Annotated in this window: 11 protein-coding genes and 1 pseudogene; 9 read left to right on the forward strand and 3 right to left on the reverse strand. The window is 39.7% G+C overall.

The features are described 5' to 3' along the window. Positions 1–41 precede the first annotated feature (41 nt). Together AM592_RS24935 and AM592_RS05855 are read right to left on the reverse strand one after the other, a co-directional pair. A complete protein-coding gene (locus AM592_RS24935; RefSeq protein ID WP_264080163.1) occupies positions 42–164 on the reverse strand; it encodes a hypothetical protein in 123 nt (40 codons plus the stop codon). A 24-nt stretch (positions 165–188) separates the two neighbouring features. Then, on the reverse strand, positions 189–530 hold the full coding sequence (locus AM592_RS05855; RefSeq protein ID WP_053602923.1) for a hypothetical protein: 342 nt from the start codon (positions 528–530) through the stop codon (positions 189–191). 180 nt (positions 531–710) lie between these two features. On the opposite strand from AM592_RS05855, the gene AM592_RS05860 reads away from it, so the two are divergent. The 3 genes from AM592_RS05860 to AM592_RS05870 all read left to right on the forward strand — a co-directional run bounded on the left by AM592_RS05860 (position 711) and on the right by AM592_RS05870 (position 2,454). Then, the gene (locus AM592_RS05860) at positions 711–1,337 is read left to right on the forward strand and encodes an ABC transporter ATP-binding protein (RefSeq protein WP_053602924.1); all 627 of its coding nucleotides are present in this window, start codon (positions 711–713) and stop codon (positions 1,335–1,337) included. Further along, positions 1,334–2,110: an ABC transporter permease gene (locus AM592_RS05865; protein ID WP_053602925.1), complete on the forward strand. Its 777-nt coding sequence runs from the start codon at positions 1,334–1,336 to the stop codon at positions 2,108–2,110. Before AM592_RS05860 ends, AM592_RS05865 begins: the two co-directional genes overlap by 4 nt. A gap of 83 nt (positions 2,111–2,193) precedes the next feature. Further along, on the forward strand, positions 2,194–2,454 hold the full coding sequence (locus AM592_RS05870; protein ID WP_376773330.1) for a DUF2164 domain-containing protein: 261 nt from the start codon (positions 2,194–2,196) through the stop codon (positions 2,452–2,454). 47 nt (positions 2,455–2,501) lie between these two features. Here AM592_RS05870 and AM592_RS05875 read toward each other — a convergent pair whose 3' ends face one another. Then, positions 2,502–2,903 (reverse strand): hypothetical protein, encoded by a 402-nt coding sequence (locus AM592_RS05875; RefSeq protein WP_053602926.1) that lies wholly within the window; start codon positions 2,901–2,903, stop codon positions 2,502–2,504. Positions 2,904–3,641: 738 nt separating this feature from the next. On the opposite strand from AM592_RS05875, the pseudogene AM592_RS05880 reads away from it, so the two are divergent. The 6 genes and pseudogenes from AM592_RS05880 to AM592_RS05905 all read left to right on the forward strand — a co-directional run bounded on the left by AM592_RS05880 (position 3,642) and on the right by AM592_RS05905 (position 19,279). Next, positions 3,642–4,376: pseudogene (locus AM592_RS05880) on the forward strand (DUF899 domain-containing protein). A 709-nt stretch (positions 4,377–5,085) separates the two neighbouring features. After that, positions 5,086–5,184: a putative holin-like toxin gene (locus AM592_RS25310; RefSeq protein ID WP_225970332.1), complete on the forward strand. Its 99-nt coding sequence runs from the start codon at positions 5,086–5,088 to the stop codon at positions 5,182–5,184. Between the two features lie 1,501 nt (positions 5,185–6,685). Then, entirely contained in the window at positions 6,686–7,720 is a 1,035-nt protein-coding gene (locus tag AM592_RS05890) for a serine hydrolase domain-containing protein (protein ID WP_053602928.1), read from the forward strand. A gap of 176 nt (positions 7,721–7,896) precedes the next feature. Continuing rightward, a complete protein-coding gene (locus AM592_RS05895) occupies positions 7,897–8,910 on the forward strand; it encodes a fatty acid desaturase family protein (protein WP_053602929.1) in 1,014 nt (337 codons plus the stop codon). Positions 8,911–9,291: 381 nt separating this feature from the next. After that, positions 9,292–15,060 carry a non-ribosomal peptide synthetase gene (locus AM592_RS05900; protein ID WP_053602930.1) on the forward strand — a complete coding sequence of 1,923 codons (5,769 nt, stop codon included), beginning with the start codon at positions 9,292–9,294 and terminating at the stop codon, positions 15,058–15,060. Continuing rightward, positions 15,050–19,279, forward strand: coding sequence for a type I polyketide synthase (locus tag AM592_RS05905; RefSeq protein WP_053602931.1), 4,230 nt, complete (start codon positions 15,050–15,052; stop codon positions 19,277–19,279). The genes AM592_RS05900 and AM592_RS05905 overlap by 11 nt, the downstream gene beginning before the upstream one ends. The last annotated feature ends 7 nt before the right edge of the window (positions 19,280–19,286 follow it).

Consider the following 19,286-nt stretch of genomic DNA (forward strand, 5'->3'; position numbering starts at 1 on the left):
AACCCATCCCGAAAAAGCGGGATGGGTTTCTTAAACATTGATCAGTTTTTATCGTGATGAAACATATCCATAAATGCATGCACAAATTCTATGCCTTGATATAGTACTAAATTTAAGGCAGTAATTGAAAATGCAGCAAGGATAATGGCTCTAAAAATCATCATTTTGTTTACCTCCAGTTATTATTTTTACAATTCTGGCAGATGAACAAATGATGACCCAAGATAGGATGACTGATAAAACTCGGCCAGCATAAATCCTTTTCGTCGAATGTTTCGCAGAACATGAAATAATAAGAGACTCCCTGATGTAAAAAGGAGAAGTTTTAAGAGCTGTTCTGCATTTCCGAATATCCCAAGAAGGAATTTATCCTCATTGTCAGATTGATGGCTCGTCACTACCTGCTCAGATTCGTGATCAGCAATGACTTTGCTTTGATGGAAGATCTGAGAATGAGAAAATGAGAATAAATGAATGCTAGCCAGGGCAAATACAAGAACACAAACCTTAATAATGATCCTTTTGTTCATTTATCTCACACCCTTCTGTAAGGATGTTTCATTTTATCATAAACGTTTTAATTTTTAAAGAGTAAAAGATGATGATTTTGTGAAAGTTATAGCCTGACATTTTTTCTTAAATAGCCTAATATTGAGTTGAATGGGGCTTTTTTTAGAAAGGGAATGACATAAACGATTGGAGTGTTTTGAATGTTTCATTTACAGAATGTACAGTACAAAACGATTCTATCATTGGATGACATAAATATTGCTGCAAATCGTGTGACCTCGATTGTGGGGCAAAGCGGAGCCGGTAAATCCACCTTCTTAAAGCTATTAAATCGAATGATTGAGCCGGATCAGGGAGAGATATGGATGAAAGACAAGCCATTATCTAAAATTGATCCGGTCAATCTTAGAAGAAGGGTGGTTATGCTTGGTCAGGAACCGGTCATCTTTGATGGAGATCTCAGGGAGAATATAAATATAGGAAGACACTTTTCTGAAAAAGAGACTTTGCCTGATGAAAAGCTGCAGAGACTTTTGCGAATTGTCCATTTACATAAAAACCTTGACGATGATCCTATGCAGTTTTCAGGAGGAGAAAAACAGCGGGTTGCAATTGGACGGATACTATCGATGGAGGCGGATGTTTATTTGTTGGATGAACCAACGTCAGCTTTGGATGAAGAAACAGAGCTGGATGTATTACGAAGCTTCATTCATGAAATGAAAGAGCAGAATAAGACGGTCGTGATGGTTACCCATTCGGTGGAGGCAGCGAAAGAGGTATCAGACCATATCATCACGTTATCAAGGATGGGTGAATCAAAATGACAAATGGTGTGATAGAAATCGAATTGTGGAGATTGGCGGCTGCTTATTTATTTGTTGTATTTTTAGTGGCAGTCGTGAAATGGAGAGGGGTAAAAAGGGAAAAACTCATTATTCTTGCAACTCTCCGGATGACCATTCAGCTTTCACTAGTCGGTTATGTACTTGCTTATATATTTGAAAGGCCGAATCCATTTGTTACGGTAATAGTCATTTTGTGCATGCTTGCTTTTGCCGTTTATACAATCTTTCAGCAAGTAGACCCTATAAACAAGCAATTAAAGAAAGTTATTATTCTTTCTATGTTTACAGGACCTTTAGTTGCTCTCTTCTATTTTCAATTTGTCGTTATTCATTTAGAGCCTTGGTACGATCCGCGCTACTTTATAACGATTGGCGGAATGGTCATCGGCGGTGCAATGACAGGAATAACGCTTGCAATCAAAAGACTAATGGAAGGGATGAAAAGCGAACGCAGATATGTGGAAGCAGCATTAATGCTGGGTGCGACTCCGGAAAAATCAATGAAAACCATTGTTAACTCTGCGTTTGACTCCGCGATCCTTCCAACCATTAATAGTATGCTTGGGATGGGAATCATCTTTCTGCCAGGGATGATGACAGGGCAAATTCTCTCTGGAACCAGTCCGTTATTGTCGATCCAATATCAAATCGCTATCCTTTTAGGAATCTTGGGCGGAGTTTCCATCTCTACTTTTCTCTTTTTACAGCTTGCCAAAAAAGCATTTTTCAATGAACATAAGCAACTCTTGTAATACCATAAACTAGTTTAAAAGGTGAAACAGGGGTATAATAGGAAGCGATGATAGAAGTAAAGAATGGTGAGTAAGAAAAAGAAATGGGTGATATCATGCATCTTTCATTGAAGAAAGAAGAGAAGGATCAGATTATCAGTGATATTCAGCAATTTTTCTATGAAGAAAGGGACGAAGAAATCGGCGAACTTGCTGCCGAACAAGCCTTTGCCTTTATAAAAGAAAAGCTTGGCCCGTATTTTTATAATCTAGGGGTATCAGACTGCCGAAAAGTGCTGGAAGATAAGGCACAAGCCATGGAAGATGAGCTGTTTGCTTTGGAAAAAAGAATACATAATTCATAAATAATACTGGCCGCTCTTGCAATGGAGCGGCCTTAATGTCGTGATTATTAGCAGCTAAAGGAAGTGATTTCATCAAGGTCAATGCCGAAGTAAACCCATCGATACCGACGAGGTCTCCATCGGTAACCAGCTAAGGATCTGCGGCCGACAAAGGTAGGGAAAAACCAGAATCTCGCGCCATTTTCTAAACGAATAAACGTGAAACGAAATAGACAGCCTCTTATTCCGCCCGGATCAACGGCATAAACAGACGGACCGCCTTGTTGCTGCTGCGGAATATAGCTCGGCGGCGGACCCGAAGGTGGACCAGGTGTATATTGACCTTGACCGCCAAATCCTGGAGGAGGTGAACCGGGAAACTGCTGTCCTTGGCCGCCAAACCCTGGAGGCGGTGAACCAGGAAACTGTTGCCTGTAAGGGTCAAATTCATAAGTATAAAATGGGAACATGAGAAAGCTCCTTTCAACTGTTTCTTTTTTATCATATGAAATGATCCAAGAAGGGAAACTTGCCTATATAAATTTCATTTTCAATTAGATTATTGAGAGAAATACAAAAATCCTCAAATGTATGCGGTTTCATTAAAGGAGGGGAATTATCTTGGAATTCGAACTGAGGGTTATCGAGGATAAACTTAGAGTAAGTTTTCCAATAGGCTAAGCTATTAATGATGTGTTAGGTGCAGTCAGTTATTTTAGAAACAAACAAATTCCTCATGCGATTCGATATTGAAATTCTACAAGCTTGACTTGTTATCGCTGGGCTTCGTGATTGTATTTCTGTAACTATTTTTATTTTCTTTAATGATGGGGAGAGGAGTATCATCTATAAAAGGGGTTTTAAAACATTTAATTATCGACGATTTTATAATCTGAATCTAGAGCTGTTCTTAATGAATATTAAGAATTTTATAAAGGGAACAAAACAACCGATTTATATACTGAGGTTTTAATTGAGCAATCGAAAAGAAATATTCAGCAAGTGTAAGTGATAATCTTATGAAAAGTAATGTAATCGATCACTTCCGCACGATTTGGCCAAGCTGGCACCGGCGTCAAGTCTGCCCCAGTAGAGGGAACTGTTGACCAGTAGGGGACCGTTCGCTCACACGATTGTCAACCAGTTTTTAAGCTCTATGCCTAAGTATTCGGTATCAACTACAACTTTTAAGAGAAAGGACGATTACAATGAACAAAGAAAACATTAATTTGGCAAAAAACAAGATTGCACTCCCAAAAGTTGTCTCTCAAAACGACTGGCTCACCACGCGTAAGGAGCTTCTCATCAAAGAGAAGGAAGCTAGACGTGCGCAAGATGCGTTGGCAGCAGAACGCCGGAAGCTGCCGATGGTGAAAATCGAAAAGGATTACGTTTTCGAGGGTTCGAACGGTAAGGAGAGTTTGATTAACCTCTTCGATGGACGCCGCCAGCTCAGCTGCTCATTTATCGTTGACAACATCGGCCATCTCTCCCATATTCATGCAAGAGACACTACTCTGGTATTGGTGTCCCGCGCTCCACTTTCACAGACCGGACAGCGGTGATCCGATCCTGGTTCCATCATGAAGTGATACGTCCCTTACAAGCGGCGAATGGGTTGGACGGTTCCTTGGTATTCCTCGTACGGCAGCGATTTCAACTACGACTTTGGGGCCACCCATGAAGGTGGCGAGCAGGGTGGTGTAAGTGTCTTCCTCCGGGATAATGACCACGTCTTTCACACTTACCACACAACGGACCGCGGGACCGACATTCTCTTCGGCACCTACAACTGGCTTGACATGACACCGTTCGGCCGACAGGAGGACTCGCCCGAGGGATGGCCGCAAACCCCGAGGTACGAGTGGTGGCGCCTCCATGATGAATACGATCACTCTAAAGGTTCGGACTCCTGCTGCAATTCGAGAGGTGGCCACCAGTAAGCGATTCATTTTGCTCTAAGTGTCGTCGGAGCACAATTGCTTTATGATAAGCGACTTACTTATCAAACAAGAGAAGGAAATTTGGGTCGCGGACGCCAATCGAGAATCCTGAAGTAGATTTACCACTCGAGCTTGAAGAAAATCGGCAGGAATACTATGATGCCACGACTTTTCCATGGATGTTGTACCCATATCTCCAAGTTGCAGAAAGAATCGCACAACAAGTTGGGCCAATGGAATCAATACGAAGGAGTAAGGATGGCTTGAAAAGATAACTCCAGAGGATTTCAGTGCACTTTCACCGTTTATTTATAATCATATTAATCCTTACAGTAGATTTGATGTTGATTTGGACCAACGACTTTCGTTATGAGCCTATCATTGATGGGCTCATTTCCATCTTTGTACAGAAGGAAGGTGATTCAACGAATAACCATGTATTTATTTTTAATCATCTTACCATTTGGTTTTATTAACAAGTTAATGAGAAGAGTAATATCTAAAAGAAAAAAGTGAGTTTTCTATTCTGGGGAATGCTCACTATGTAGTGAAGGGAGGAGGGCACTTCAATTTTGGCTGACGAAAACCTGATGAACATCTAATGAAAACGTCTAACTGGATATACCAGTTATGCTATAATTTATATGTATACAGTTGCATAAGCAAGGTGGGCAGCAACCACTTCCTCGAAAGAGAGGGGGTGATGCTGATGGTATCCTTTTACGAAACCTTAGTCTTGATGATCATGTTTTCAAGTCTAATCGTATCTGTGATAGCCGTGATTATTTCTATGAATAAAAAGAAATAATTCCTCCCTGCTTTGACCGGTAATGGGGAATTATTTCTCATTTTAGGTTGCTGCACTTCATGCAGAGCAGCTTGTATATAGGGGATGCCAGTTGCAGCTGGTGTCCCTTTTTACTATGATTCACTATATACTTTAATTATATGCATACCTACAATATTTGTAAAGCAACAAAAAAGTAAGGAACAAATGCAAAAATAAAAAAATGTACACAAGTGGAAGAATCGTTCAAACAGAGAGATAATAATGAGCATCCTTTCTCATGGCGATTTTAATTTATCTCCTTCCTGCGAATGGATTTTCCCTTGAATTTCTTCATCCAGAAATATTGTTTAGATGTTGAAAATTTAATCTATTAAAAGACAGATATCCACTTTCTTTGAAATTTGGAAGTTAAAAAGCATTTGTTAAAACAATTGGACAAAGAGCTCCTACCAGAGAACAGTTTTGGGTTTAATATGGACGATTGGGTTTTGAAAAATATCCTTCGTTTTATTTCCGATTATTTTAAATAGTGGGCCGGCTGCAGTGTTTCTATCTGCAGATTAAAAATTTAAGGATAAAAATAACCGGTCGTTCGGACTATTTGTAACGGTTGATTAAACCAAATAAAGGGGAAATACATATCTAATATCATTATTATTTGTTATATCGAAATAAAAATATATGACAGAATAATCATAAATAATTAAAGAGTGATAGTATTTTAAACAGTATATAAATTTCACGTAATTCCTTGAATTCAAGAATTATGATGTATAGATATGAATCAAGTAAAGATGTCTGTTCTGAGTTGAAAACAATTTCAAGATTTTAATTGGATTGTTAATATGTGTGTGATATACTAATTCTAGATTTTTCAATTTTTCTAAAATGAAGAAAATCAGGAAAGACTATCCACGCTTTGTTTCCTGCCCAGCATGAGTTTTTCTTTGTATTTTATGAAGTGCCGTCATGATATCTATGACAATTATCCGATTTGGTATTAGAAGTGTTTTTGCATTCGTTAACTCATTTAGCATTTCCAGCATAGAACTATCGGAAAATACAGAACTTTTCGATATCTCATTTTGACCTCTAATTTTTATTTTGAAGGAGTTAACATGTTACATACCCTGAAGGAGGCGATTGTACAAAATTGTGAGACATTTTGAGCTTTGAGTTGATGAAAAACTGATGAATATAAAGGCTTTCCTAGATTCACCCTCTTTTTCCTCAGCATTGCTGATGAAAAAATCACTTCTCTGTAAGACAATATGAAATCGTTCAAATTCCTCTGCGCACTAAAGGACAATGTTTATAAATATTTTCTGATCCTTTACTTAGGCAGCGAGGAGCGATATTTAACATGTCACCTCTCTAATTTACCTGTCGTAACAAATTATACAGACTATAAATTATAAAAATTTTACAAACGAACGAAAATTTCTATTCCTAAAAAGATTCTGGATCGTAATTATCTAAATTGGAGTGTTCATATTTAAAGAATAGAGGAATGGATAGAATGGAACTTACAAAACGAATAGAAGAGATAGTATCGAATTACAATGACAGATTGCCATTTTCCGGTGCTATCTTCATTCAAAATGAAAAAAAAATCTTTGAAAAAGGATTCGGCTATGCCAATCGCAGTGAACATCTTCCTATTACGACACGTACCAGATTTGGCATGGCTTCGGGATGTAAAATCTTCACCTCTGTAGCAATATGTCAGCTAGTAGAAAAGGAAATAATAACGTTTGATACCTGTATCAAGGATTGTCTCGATATCTCATTTCAACATTTTCATCCTTCGATTACCATTCATCATTTATTAACCCACACCTCAGGCATACCAGATTATTTCGATGAAGAAGTAATGAGTGATTTTGAAGAGTTGTGGAAAGCGGTCCCAATGTACTCGATTCAATCGCCTAATGATTTCTTACCCATGTTCCAGGATCAGCAGATGAAGTTTCAACCGGGTAGTAAGTTTTCTTATAGTAATGCAGGATTTATTCTACTAGGATTAATTGTAGAAAAAATGACAGGCATAACGTTTCAAGAGTATGTGAAGGAAAATATTTTTCAAGTTTGTGAGATGACAGACTCCGGCTTTTTCCGGATGGATCAACTCCCTGAACGGACGGCGCTGGGCTACATAGATCATGAAGATGGGACTTGGAGAACGAATATCTATTCCGTTCCTATTATAGGAGGCCCAGATGGCGGTGCTTTCACAACTGTTTTAGATTTAGCAAAGTTTTGGAATGGATTATTTGATAGAAAACTTCTTGGGAAAGAGTATGTAGATAAATTACTGTCTCCTTATGTGAAGAACGAGGGTTTATGTTATGGATATGGAGTTTGGATGGCAGTGGAAAATGATGAGGTATTGAAATATTTCATATTTGGATACGATCCGGGGGTGAGAGTTCATTCATCTGTCAATAAAAAAACAAAGATTCAATCCCATATCTTATCAAATATTGAACAGAGCGTAATCCCAATTGTAACTGGGATTGATCAACTTTTTTCTGAAAAAAGCAGGACTCTTTAATGTGAAAATATCTGAACACTAACAATGAGTTATACAACGGGTGAATTGGTAGTTAGCTAGAACGATCTGTAATAGACGTCATGGATTTTGGTTTATAGTTCTTATAAACAAATGATATGAAATGTTTCAGGTCATAAATAAATCTAATTAATTTCTATGAAAAAGGAGTTAATCACATGATCAATAAAGCTGACGAATTGAAACAAAATCACCCGCAGGAATTAGAGAAACATCGTTTTTCGAGAGAAATTGTGTTGAAAATTCGAGAATTACAGCAACGTAACAACTGGTATAATTTTTTTGCGATCGGGCTGGACTGGCTTATTATCTCCGTAGCCATCGGGATCAATTTTTTTATACCTTCGATTTGGATCTATCTCATAAGCATCGTAATTATTGGGAGCCGTATGCGCGGCTTGGATATCATGATGCATGAGTCAAGTCATCGTATGCTTTTTAAAAACCGTAAATTAAATAAGTGGATTGCGTGTTTCTTTGCAGCTTATCCGATTATGATTTCTTATAAAGCCTACTGCAAGGGTCACATGACACACCACAAGTATTTATGGAGTGAGGCAGACCCTGATAAGCAAAGATATCGGATTGTTGGTTTGGATAATCCAACGAAAAGCAGGGTGCAATTTTTTCTTCTTCATTTCTTAAAGCCATTGTTCTTGGTGCATGTACCCAATTATTTAGTCGGAATGATCAAAGTGACCGCTTATGCAAAAGACGAACCTCGTTTTGATCAAATCATCCGCACGTTATATTGGGGAGCTATCATTATCAGTTCCATCATTTTTGGATTTTGGCAGGAGCTGCTTTTATTCTGGGTTGTTCCATTTTTAACAACCTTCCAGGTGCTGAAGTATTGGGCTGAAATGGCAGAACATGCTGGACTGGAGACAGATCAAGAGATATTTGCTTCAAGAAATTCTTTTGGGAATTGGTTTGAGAGGACTCTCCTCCATCCCCACCGGAATTCGTATCATTTGGTGCATCACTTGTTCCCTGCTGTTCCGCATTACAACATTAAAAAGGCGCATCTGATCTTAATGGAGGATTCAGAATATCAAAAGGCACACCATTGCACAGGATTTTTCAAGTCTTTTGCACCGGGCTTCTCATCGGTCGTTGATGATATTCAAGGCCGTATCCCGTTCTGGAACAAACAGAAGTCACGCAGTTAAGGATTGATTTTATATTTAGTATCAATTGATTGAGCTTTTTTGCTTTCCTTTGTGATAGTGAGAATTGCGGCTATTCGTTTTTTAAACATAACACGGGAGGCCTCGTCACTTATAAATGATGTAAAAAAATGGTGAATAAGGCTTCTCTTCTCTTCTTAAGATATGAGTGAAGAAAATGAATGGAGAAAAAGAAGAATACATAACTAAAACCAGAATTACCGTCTTAGAGATATGAAGAAAGAAGACCTGTATAAATGGACGGATTTTACTTCGAAAGACATACGGATCTGCAGCTTTCCGGGAGATCTTTTTTTAAAAAGAAAATTAACTGGATACAGTTGATCTAATCAATACAACAATGGTTAATGTGAGGAGGTCATTATGAGTAAACACGCTTATTATCCAGACACTTTAACGGAAGAAGAAAAATTTTGGCTGAACAAACTTTCCGGAGATATAAACATGAGCAGTTTTACGCAGGATCACAAAAAAATTAAGGACATAGAAGAGGAAAGTGATCTTTTTACCTATCAATTGTCAGATGACCTTTCACATGAAATGATCAGACTTGCGAATGAATCGGAATATGGACTTTTGATTATCTTGACGGCTGGTGTGAAATACTTGCTTTCTATCTATTCCGGAAGCCGTGATGTATCAATCGGAACTCCTGTTATCCGATCAAAATCAGGCAGGGCTTATCAAGATCATCACCTGATTATTCGAAGTGATATTCATAGCGGCATGTCATGTAAAGACCTACTGCTTGAAGTGCAGAAAAATATTTCAGAAGCAAATAAAAACCAAAATGTATCATACGATCATTTAGCAAAACTGCTTGGATTAGAGCCTAGAAAAGCCAATCGTCTAAAACCGCGTACAATTATCCAGCTTGATAATATTCAACATGACCTAAAAGTTCACAGATCAAATGCCGATACAACTTTTCGTTTTCATTGGGATGGAAGAAATATTGTTTGCACGATTACTAGCCAGGCAAATGAAAGAGAACGCATTGAAAAAATGACAGACATGCTGACTGTTTTTGTTGAAGCATTAGTGAAAAAGCCAAGTACCCGCCTTTCCGATATCGATTTTTTATCCACAGACAGAGATTGTATTCTTTACGAGTTTAACAGTACATCTACAGAGTATCCTAAGGACAAATCAGTGGTTGAGCTGTTTGAGATGCAAGTATCCAAAACTCCGCACGAGACAGCCGTTATTTTTCAAGATCAGAAGCTAACCTATCAGGAATTAAATAAAAAAGCGAACCATCTGGCAAATGAATTGGTTAAGCAGGGAATTACTGAAAATAAAATAGTAGGGATTATGTTAGATCGCTCGCTCGAACTTCCAATTGCTTTATTAGGGGTGTTAAAGGCTGGAGGAGCATATTTGCCAATCAGCCACGACTATCCGGAAGAACGCATCAATTATTTGATAAGCAACTCAGGCGTAGACATTATGTTAACGAACAATGTCAATCAGGAGTTTCATAAACAGAATATTCGATCGATTAATATCAATACGATCTTAAGCAAGGATACGCATGCTGAAATGGAAGAAAATTTGGAATTGACCATTTTACCGGAAAGTTTAATGTATGTACTTTATACATCCGGAAGTACGGGTGAGCCAAAAGGCGTCATGGTGAAAAGAAACTCATTTGTAAATCTGCTCAGCTGGTATACGAATGAATTTGGCATGAGTCAAACGGACAATGTCTTATTAATTGCCCCAATCAGCTTTGATACCGCACATAAGAATGTGTTTGCTCCTATAATCATAGGGGCGAAACTGCACCTTTTTCAGCCTGGAATATACGATTACAATGAAATGTCAAACTATATTCATTTGCAAAACATTACAACGATCAATTGCACGCCAAGCGGTTTTTACCCGTTAGTGGATTACAATGAACGATCGGATTTCAGTAGATTGGCATCATTGAAGCACGTTTTCTTAGGTGGCGAATCCGTTCATTGCAAAAGACTGATGCCACTAGCGGAGTCAGACAATTTCAAAAGCGAAATTGTCAATACTTATGGTCCTACGGAGTGCACGGATATCGCCGCTTTCTACAGGATTAGCAATCTGGAAATCAAGCAAATGATAACAATTCCGATCGGCAAGCCAATCGATAATGCGGAAATCTACATTGTTGATCAAAATATGAACCTTTTGCCGATCGGAATTTCAGGAGAATTATGTATTGCCGGTGCCGGTATGTCACACGGGTATGCCAATGCACCGGAGTTAACGGATGCTAAGTTTGTTGATTTTCCGTCTGTCCCAGGGAAAAAAGTGTACAAAACAGGAGATATGGCAAGGTGGTTGCCTGATGGAAATGTAGAATTTCTCGGCAGAAAAGACAATTTAACAAAAATCAGAGGTTTTCGAGTAGAAACCGGAGAGATTGAGATATGCCTGATGAAGCATCTTGATGTAGAAGAGGCAGCCGTCATCGCAATGGAAGATCCTCAAGGCACAAAAGAGTTAAGTGCATATTTTACATCTGAGGTAACGATCACGATTTCTGAATTAAGAAATTTCCTTATGAAACGGCTGCCGGAATATATGGTGCCGGTTTATTTCACGCAACTGAAAACCATGCCTCATAATCAAAATGGGAAAATTGATCGGCATGCTTTGCCAAAACCTTATATGGATCAAGCAGCAGGCGAAGGTTTTGTTGCTCCTCTAGGTGACGTGGAAGAGAAAATTACGCGAATTTGGGAGGACGTACTTACTAGTGAACGAATCGGTGTTTATGATAACTTTTTCGAACTAGGAGGACATTCGTTAAAGGCGGCTTCCATCATACTTAAAATCAACCAGGAATTTGAAACCAATCTGAAATTAAATGAATTGTTTAAAAAACCAACGATAAAGGAAATCACGGCTCTAATTTCTGACAAGAGTCAAAATAAAGACTCCAATGTATTGCCTGTCGCAGAAAAAGAATGTTATCCCGTTTCTTCTCAGCAAAAACGATTATACATTCTCTGGCAGCTAAGCAGGGATTCAGTCGCTTACAATTTGCCAGCTGCAACAATGATAGAAGGTCAGCTGAATCTTGATAAATTAATCGAAACCTTTCAAACTCTTGTCGATCGTCATGAAGCGTTGCGTACGTCTTTTTCGTTTGTCGATGGTCAGTTGATGCAGTTTGTTCATCCACGTGTCGACGTTTCGGTTGAAATTGTCGATGCAAAAGAGGAAGAGGCAATGGAAACGGTCAAAAGTCTTATCAAGCCTTTTCATTTGGAAAAGCCGCCACTTTTTCATATTTATGTGATAAGACTTGAAAAAAATAAGCATTTATTGGTGACTGACGCTCATCATATCGTTTTTGATGGTATTTCAATGGATATTATCATGGAGGAATTTACTCAATACTATTCAGGAAAAGATTTGCCTCAGGTTAACCTGCAGTATCGGGACTATGCCGTATGGCAGGAGAGATTTTTTCAGATTGGTGAGTTTACACAGAAAGAGAAGTATTGGCTGAACTTGTTTAAAGAAGGAGTTCCTGTCCTTCAATTAAATACAGATTATCCGCGTCTTCCAATGCAGGACGAAAAAGGGGATTGCGTGTTCATTACAGCAGAAGACAACTTGACGTACCGCTTACGAAAAATAGCAGCGGAAAATGGGTCGACCCTTTATATGGTATTGCTTTCTGCATTGAATGTCTTGTTTTTTAAATATACCGAACAGGAAGATATTGTAATCGGCTCTCCATCAGCAGGCAGATCCAGGTCTGGGTTAGAAAAGGTCATCGGCATGTTTGTCAATACGGTAGTCATGAGAAACTTTCCAAGCCGCGAAAAAACGTTCCGTACGTTATTGAATGAAGTGAAGGATGCTGTACTGAAAGCCCTTGATCATGAAGAATATCCATTTGAAGTGTTGGTTGAGCAATTAAACGTTCACCGGGATCCAGGAAGAAATCCGGTTTTTGATATTATGTTTGCTCTTGATATGAACGAGAATACGTTTACCAATGCCGGGGATTTATCATTTCGAAATATAGCGATTGAAAGCAGCATGACGCAATTTGATCTCTTCATTCATGCAGTGGAAACAGAAAACAACATCGATTTTAAATTCAAATATCGATCAAATTTATTTGCGAAGACTACCATACAAAGGATGGCCGATCATTTTATTCGTTTGCTTAATGAAATAACCAAAACGATCGATTGGCCATTAAAAAAAATTCAGATGATTTCCGAAGAGGAGAAGCATACCCTGCTTTCTGAATTCAACAAGACAGAAAAAGTATATTCCTATCAAATGGCGATTCAAGAGTTATTTGAAGGACAAGCCAAAGACGTTCCATCAAAAACTGCTCTCCATTGGAAAGAGAACACTCTAACTTACTCTGAATTAGAGATGAAGGCGAATCAGCTGGCACGCGTTTTACGAAAAAAAGGCGTACAACGGAATACAATTGTCGGGATTATGTCTGAACCATCTTTAAATATGATGATTGGGCTTCTCGGGATACTAAAAGCAGGCGGCGCGTTTTTGCCGATTGATCCCGGTTTTCCGATCAGAAGGATAAACTATCTCTTGGAAGACAGCGATTGCAAATTGATTTTAGCGGAGCGCTCGCTGGAGGAAACGCCACCTTTTAAACAGCAAGTGATTTCGCTGGATGAAGAAACGTTTTGCGGTGAAGAAGTCAGTCGCCTTGAAAATATCAATAAACCTGAAGACTTAGCGTATGTCATGTATACGTCCGGAACAACTGGGAATCCAAAAGGCGTGATGATCGAACATCGAAATCTTATCAATCAGATCAAGGGATTGGTTTCCGACTTGCAAATCGAAAAGGAAGATCGTCACATGCTGCTTGCGAAGATGACTTTCGATGTTTCTGTGCAGCAGATTTTTCTTCCGATCCTCTCCGGAGGGACGCTTTTTATTCCCGATAAGGAGCTGGTCGGAGAACCTGGGAAGCTTTGGACCTTTATTGAAAACAACAAGATCGATATTTTGGGGGCTGTACCAGCTCATTTGAAAGTTTTGATTATCAGTGAATCAACCAATCATCGGCTCCGTTATATCTTTGTAGCGGGTGAGGTTTTTACTAAGAAGCTATATGATGAACTGCGCCGTACCGTTCATGCCGATAACATCTTGAATCTGTACGGTCCAACAGAGGCAACGATTTTCTCAACCCTCTATACCTGCACGGAAGCTGAAAAAGGAACGAGCCTTCCTATCGGTAAACCTTTAAGCAACTATCGGGCGTACATTTTAGATCGTGATGATCAGCCTGTACCTATCGGAGCAACAGGAGAGCTTTGTATTGGAGGAGCCGGTGTATCAAGAGGATATATTAACAAACCGGATTTGACAAACGAACGGTTCGTCTCCGATCCCATTTTCCCGGATAAAAAGATGTATAAAACGGGGGATCTTGCCAGATGGCTTCCGGACGGAAACATTGAGTATATCGGAAGAATCGACCACCAGGTAAAGATTAACGGAGTGCGAATCGAGCCGGACGAAATCAATGATCATCTGATCAACCATCGCTCTATAGAGAATTCAGTTGTGATCGCCAAACAAAATCCGAACGGGGAAAGCTATTTATGTGCGTATGTCATTACAAAGCAAGAAATGACGGCCGCTGAATTAAGGGCTTATTTGAAAAATAAATTACCTGAGTACATGATCCCTGCATCCTTTGTCCAGTTAAAACAAATGCCGTTAACAGCCAACGATAAAATTGATCGAAAGGCGCTGCAAAACAGAAATGATGAGGATCATTTACAGTCAAAAACTGTTTATACAGCACCTTCATCCCATCTTGAAAAAAGGATAGCTGATATATGGAAACAAATACTGGGGATGAATCAAGTAGGGATCCATGATCATTTCTTTGAACTTGGCGGAAATTCACTTACGATTATTCAAGTGAATGAACGGTTGAAAGAAGAATTAGAGATTGATATAAGTGTTGTGGAGCTATTCAGACACCCGACCATTTATTCTCTAGCTGAGCAAGTCAAATCGAAGAATGAGAATCGGACTCCTGAAAACGAGAATGCGGATAGAGGCAATGTGATGGAGGAATCGAGAAATAGGCTGAAACAGAGAAGGCAAAGAAAGAGGGATTGGAATGGATCGTAGCATGCCAGAAACAAACGGGATGGAGATCGCGATTATCGGGATGTCCTGCCGGTTTCCCGGCGGACAGACGATCGGCGAATTTTGGGAAAATTTGAAGCAAGGCAAAGAATCGGTTTCGATATTCTCTGATGAAGAGCTCTTGGAGGGAGGAATTGACCGGGAAACACTCCAAAACCCAAATTACGTAAAGGCGGGAGGGGCCATTACTGGTACAGAATGGTTTGATATTGATTTATTTCAATATTCTCCCCGGGAAGCAGAAGTGATGGATCCCCAGCTGAAAATCTTGCATGAATGCGCTTGGGAAGCATTGGAGAATAGCGGCTACTCTTCGGATAATATGAACGGATTAGTCGGGACTTACATCGGGAGCTCGACGAACTTGTACTGGATGGATACGATTTACCGTCACGTGCAAGATTTCATTAAAGAAGCCGAGCTGTTAAATGGCTCACAATTTTTCAGTACAAGACTCTCCCACCAATTGAATTTGAAAGGGCCGAGCTACACCGTTCAGACGGCATGTTCATCCTCATTGGTTGCTGTTCATTTGGCATGCCAGGCGCTTTTAAGCGGTGATTGCGATATGGCTTTAGCTGGAGGGGTCTCGCTAACATTGCCTGAGAAAAGGGGATATGTCTACCGGGACGGCATGATTCTTTCACCAGATGGACATTGCCGGCCATTTGATGCAAGTGCCAAAGGGACTGTAAATGGCAATGGAGCCGGGCTCGTCGTTTTGAAACGGCTGGAGGATGCTGTTTCTGACGGGGATTCGATTTATGCTGTCGTGAAAGGATCCGCTATAAATAATGATGGGTCGGATAAGGTGAGCTTTACAGCGCCAAGTGTGGAAGGACAAGCAAACGCAATCAAGGCAGCTCATTACATGGCAGAAGTAGAGCCTGAGAGTATTACGTACGTAGAGACCCATGGTACCGGCACGATGCTTGGAGATCCGATTGAGATTGAAGCGTTAAAGCTGGCATTTCACACAAAAAAACGAAGGTTTTGCGGTATTGGTTCAGTCAAAGCAAATATTGGGCATCTTGACAATGCCGCTGGAATCGCTGGTTTGATTAAAACGGCCGCTGCTTTGAAACACCGGATGATTCCTCCAAGTATTAACTTTGAAAAACCGAATGAAAAAATTGATTTTGAGAACAGCCCGTTTTACGTGAATGATAAATTGACAGAGTGGAAAAACCCCGAGTTTCCTTTAAGAGCCGGAGTAAGTTCTTTCGGGATGGGAGGAACTAATGCCCATGTCGTACTTGAGGAAGCTCCGGAAAGAGAGGCATCAGGAGGGAGCAGAAGATATCAACTGCTTGCTTTTTCCGCACAAACAGAAAAATCTCTTGACGAACAGTCGAAAAGGCTGGCTCGTTATTTGAAAGATCATGCTGATGTGAATCTGGCAGACGTGTCCTATACGCTTTTAAACGGCAGAAAACGGTTAAACTATCGAAGCATGGTAGCGGTTTCTAATATTGAGGAAGCGAAGCGTGAACTTCTCAAATCTAATCCTGTTCATCGTTTTGGAAACGACGCACCGAGCAAGCAGCTCATCTTTATGTTTCCAGGGCAAGGCGCACAATACATCAATATGGGATTGGAATTGTACAGAGAAGAAAAAGTTTTTCGAAAACATGTCGATCAGTGTTTTCAAATTTTAAGTGAAATAAGCCAAATAGATTGGAAGGAAGTGTTATACCCGTCGGATCCAGTGGTGGAAGAGAGGGGAGAAATCAATCAAACATCCTACACCCAGCCTGCACTGTTCATTATTGAATACTCCTTAGCAAAAACGTTAATGGAATGGGGGATTACTCCCGATGGCATGATTGGTCACAGCATTGGCGAGTATGTAGCTGCTTGCTTGTCCGGGGTATTTCCACTAAAAGACGCACTAACACTTGTTCTTGAACGAGCGGGTCTAATGCAGCAATTACCCCAAGGAAGAATGGTAAGTGTCATGGCTTCAGAACATGAAGTTTTACCGTTTATGAGTGCGGGTTTATCGATTGCAGCTGTGAATGGTCCATTATCTTGCGTTATTTCAGGCTCTCATGAAGAGATTTCTCGTTTTGAAGCAAAACTTGCTCGTGAAGGCTATTCCTGTAAAAGCCTATCAACCTCCCATGCATTTCATTCAGCTATGATGGATCCAATCTTAGCTGCTTATCGAGAAAAGTTAAAAGAAATCGAATTTTGCCAGCCGGAAATACCGTATCTATCGAATGTGACCGGCGAGTGGATTACTGCAAGCCAAGCAACAAGTCCTGAATATTGGGTCCGTCATTTGCGGCATACTGTAAGGTTTTATGACGGTATCCAGCAGCTCATAACTAATGCTGAAAACCTTTTTGTAGAAGTCGGTCCGGGCAGAATATTAAGTTCTCTCATTAGACAGCAAATCCAAGAAGAATCTTCACAGGTAATTGTCAACACAGTGCGTCATTTTAGAGAAAGCGTCGATGATGATAAATTTTTGCTCCAATCGATCGGCAAACTTTATATCCATAACGTGAAAATTGACTGGGCAAGCTTTTTTTCAAATGAAATTAGACATCGTATTCCACTGCCTGCATATCCATTTGATCGAAAGTACTATAGTGTGAGCAAACGTTATCCCAGTAATGACAGGACGTCTGCTCCTCCAATGGAAGTCACAGCAGACTCGAAGCGAAGCCTTCCAGTTCAGGATGAAAAAGAGCAAAAAGTACTTGAAGCCTTTAGAGACGTTACCGGGGTAAAACAAATACACGGGAATGATGATTTCTTTGAATTAGGCGGGAACTCCCTGACGGCTGTCAATGTTGTTGCCAGGTTACAAAAGGAGTTTGACATCTCCATAAATGATCTATTTGAACATCCAAGAATTGATGATCTAGCTCAGAGCATTTCCTATAAAGCTGAGAAACATACAACAATTGATAAAGAAGCTTTAACAGATTACCTTACTGCCAGAAGGGATGGGCACCGGCTGGAAGAAGGGCGATTGCAGGAATTCGAAGAAACAAGACGTAGATATGAGGAGAGAAACAGAAGATATAAAGAAGCCGATCTTTCTTCTCAATTAACATATGAAAATATTCTTTTAACTGGTGCGACTGGATATTTGGGAGTTTATCTGCTCCGCGAGCTATTCATCCATTCAGCAGGTAATGTGCATATAATTGTCAGAAGCGGGAGTCAAATAGAAGCAGAAAACCGTGTAATCGAAAAAATCCGCGATTATTTTGGGCAAGATTTTTATGATGAATACCGAGAAAGAATGTTTGTATACTGCGGAGACCTCGCTAAGCCGGACTTGGGCCTGGATCGAACCATGTATCAATATCTTAGCCATACGATCCAATGCATCATTCATTCAGCCGGCGATGTGAGTCATTATGGAAACTATGCCAAATCCTTTGCGGCAAATGTTTCGGCAACGAGAAATATAATAGAATTTTCGCTTACGGGAGCTAAAAAAGATCTGAACCATATTTCCACACTGGCTGTAGCTTCTGGCAGGGTGAAGAAGCAAAAAGATATCTTATATACGGAATATGATCATGATTTGGGACAAATGATTGAAAACCACTATCCTAAAACAAAACTGGAAGCTGAAAAGCTCGTTGTTGAGGCAAGGAAAAAAGGCGTAAATAGCAACATTTTCCGTGTGGGAAATATCGTTTTTGATTCTAAATCAGGAAGATTTCAAGAAAACATCGAGCAAAACGCTTTATACACGATGATGAAATCTTACATAGAGATCGGCGTCGTGCCAGAAATGGAAAAAGATACGGATTTTACATGCGTAGACGATGTTAGCCGGGTCATTATCTGTCTCTTTGATAAAGAAGAGCTAAAAAATGAAACGCACCATATTTATAATCCCGATCATGTAAGTTTAGCCGATCTTCTAACGATTCCAGACTTAAATCTGAATGTAACAAAAACGTCACTCGAGAAATTTATAGATTACATCTTTGATGAAAAGCAAATGAATCGTTTTGCATCTGAAATTTATCATCTGCAGTTGCATAGTGTAGGTGATGGACAGGCTGTTTTTGGACATGCCGAGCAAACCGTGTTCCATATTACTGCTGAGAAGACAAATCTATTGCTTAAAAGAATGGGTTTTGAATGGAATAAAATTAGCAGTCCGTTGGTTAGAAAAATGATCGAGTATGGTCAGCAGGTGGAGTTTTTCAATAAATCTGTCCGATAAAGTGGTG

The sequence above is a fragment of the Bacillus gobiensis genome, from assembly GCF_001278705.1.
Lineage (GTDB): Bacteria > Bacillota > Bacilli > Bacillales > Bacillaceae > Bacillus > Bacillus gobiensis.

Excerpts from the sequence above, each read along its gene's own strand:
- AM592_RS24935 (WP_264080163.1), bottom strand. The coding sequence starts at position 164 with ATGATGATTTTTAGAGCCATTATCCTTGCTGCATTTTCAATTACTGCC.
- AM592_RS05855 (WP_053602923.1), bottom strand. The coding sequence starts at position 530 with ATGAACAAAAGGATCATTATTAAGGTTTGTGTTCTTGTATTTGCCCTG.
- AM592_RS05860 (WP_053602924.1), top strand. The coding sequence starts at position 711 with ATGTTTCATTTACAGAATGTACAGTACAAAACGATTCTATCATTGGAT.
- AM592_RS05865 (WP_053602925.1), top strand. The coding sequence starts at position 1,334 with ATGACAAATGGTGTGATAGAAATCGAATTGTGGAGATTGGCGGCTGCT.
- AM592_RS05870 (WP_376773330.1), top strand. The coding sequence starts at position 2,194 with ATGGGTGATATCATGCATCTTTCATTGAAGAAAGAAGAGAAGGATCAG.
- AM592_RS05875 (WP_053602926.1), bottom strand. The coding sequence starts at position 2,903 with ATGTTCCCATTTTATACTTATGAATTTGACCCTTACAGGCAACAGTTT.
- AM592_RS25310 (WP_225970332.1), top strand. The coding sequence starts at position 5,086 with ATGGTATCCTTTTACGAAACCTTAGTCTTGATGATCATGTTTTCAAGT.
- AM592_RS05890 (WP_053602928.1), top strand. The coding sequence starts at position 6,686 with ATGGAACTTACAAAACGAATAGAAGAGATAGTATCGAATTACAATGAC.
- AM592_RS05895 (WP_053602929.1), top strand. The coding sequence starts at position 7,897 with ATGATCAATAAAGCTGACGAATTGAAACAAAATCACCCGCAGGAATTA.
- AM592_RS05900 (WP_053602930.1), top strand. The coding sequence starts at position 9,292 with ATGAGTAAACACGCTTATTATCCAGACACTTTAACGGAAGAAGAAAAA.
- AM592_RS05905 (WP_053602931.1), top strand. The coding sequence starts at position 15,050 with ATGGATCGTAGCATGCCAGAAACAAACGGGATGGAGATCGCGATTATC.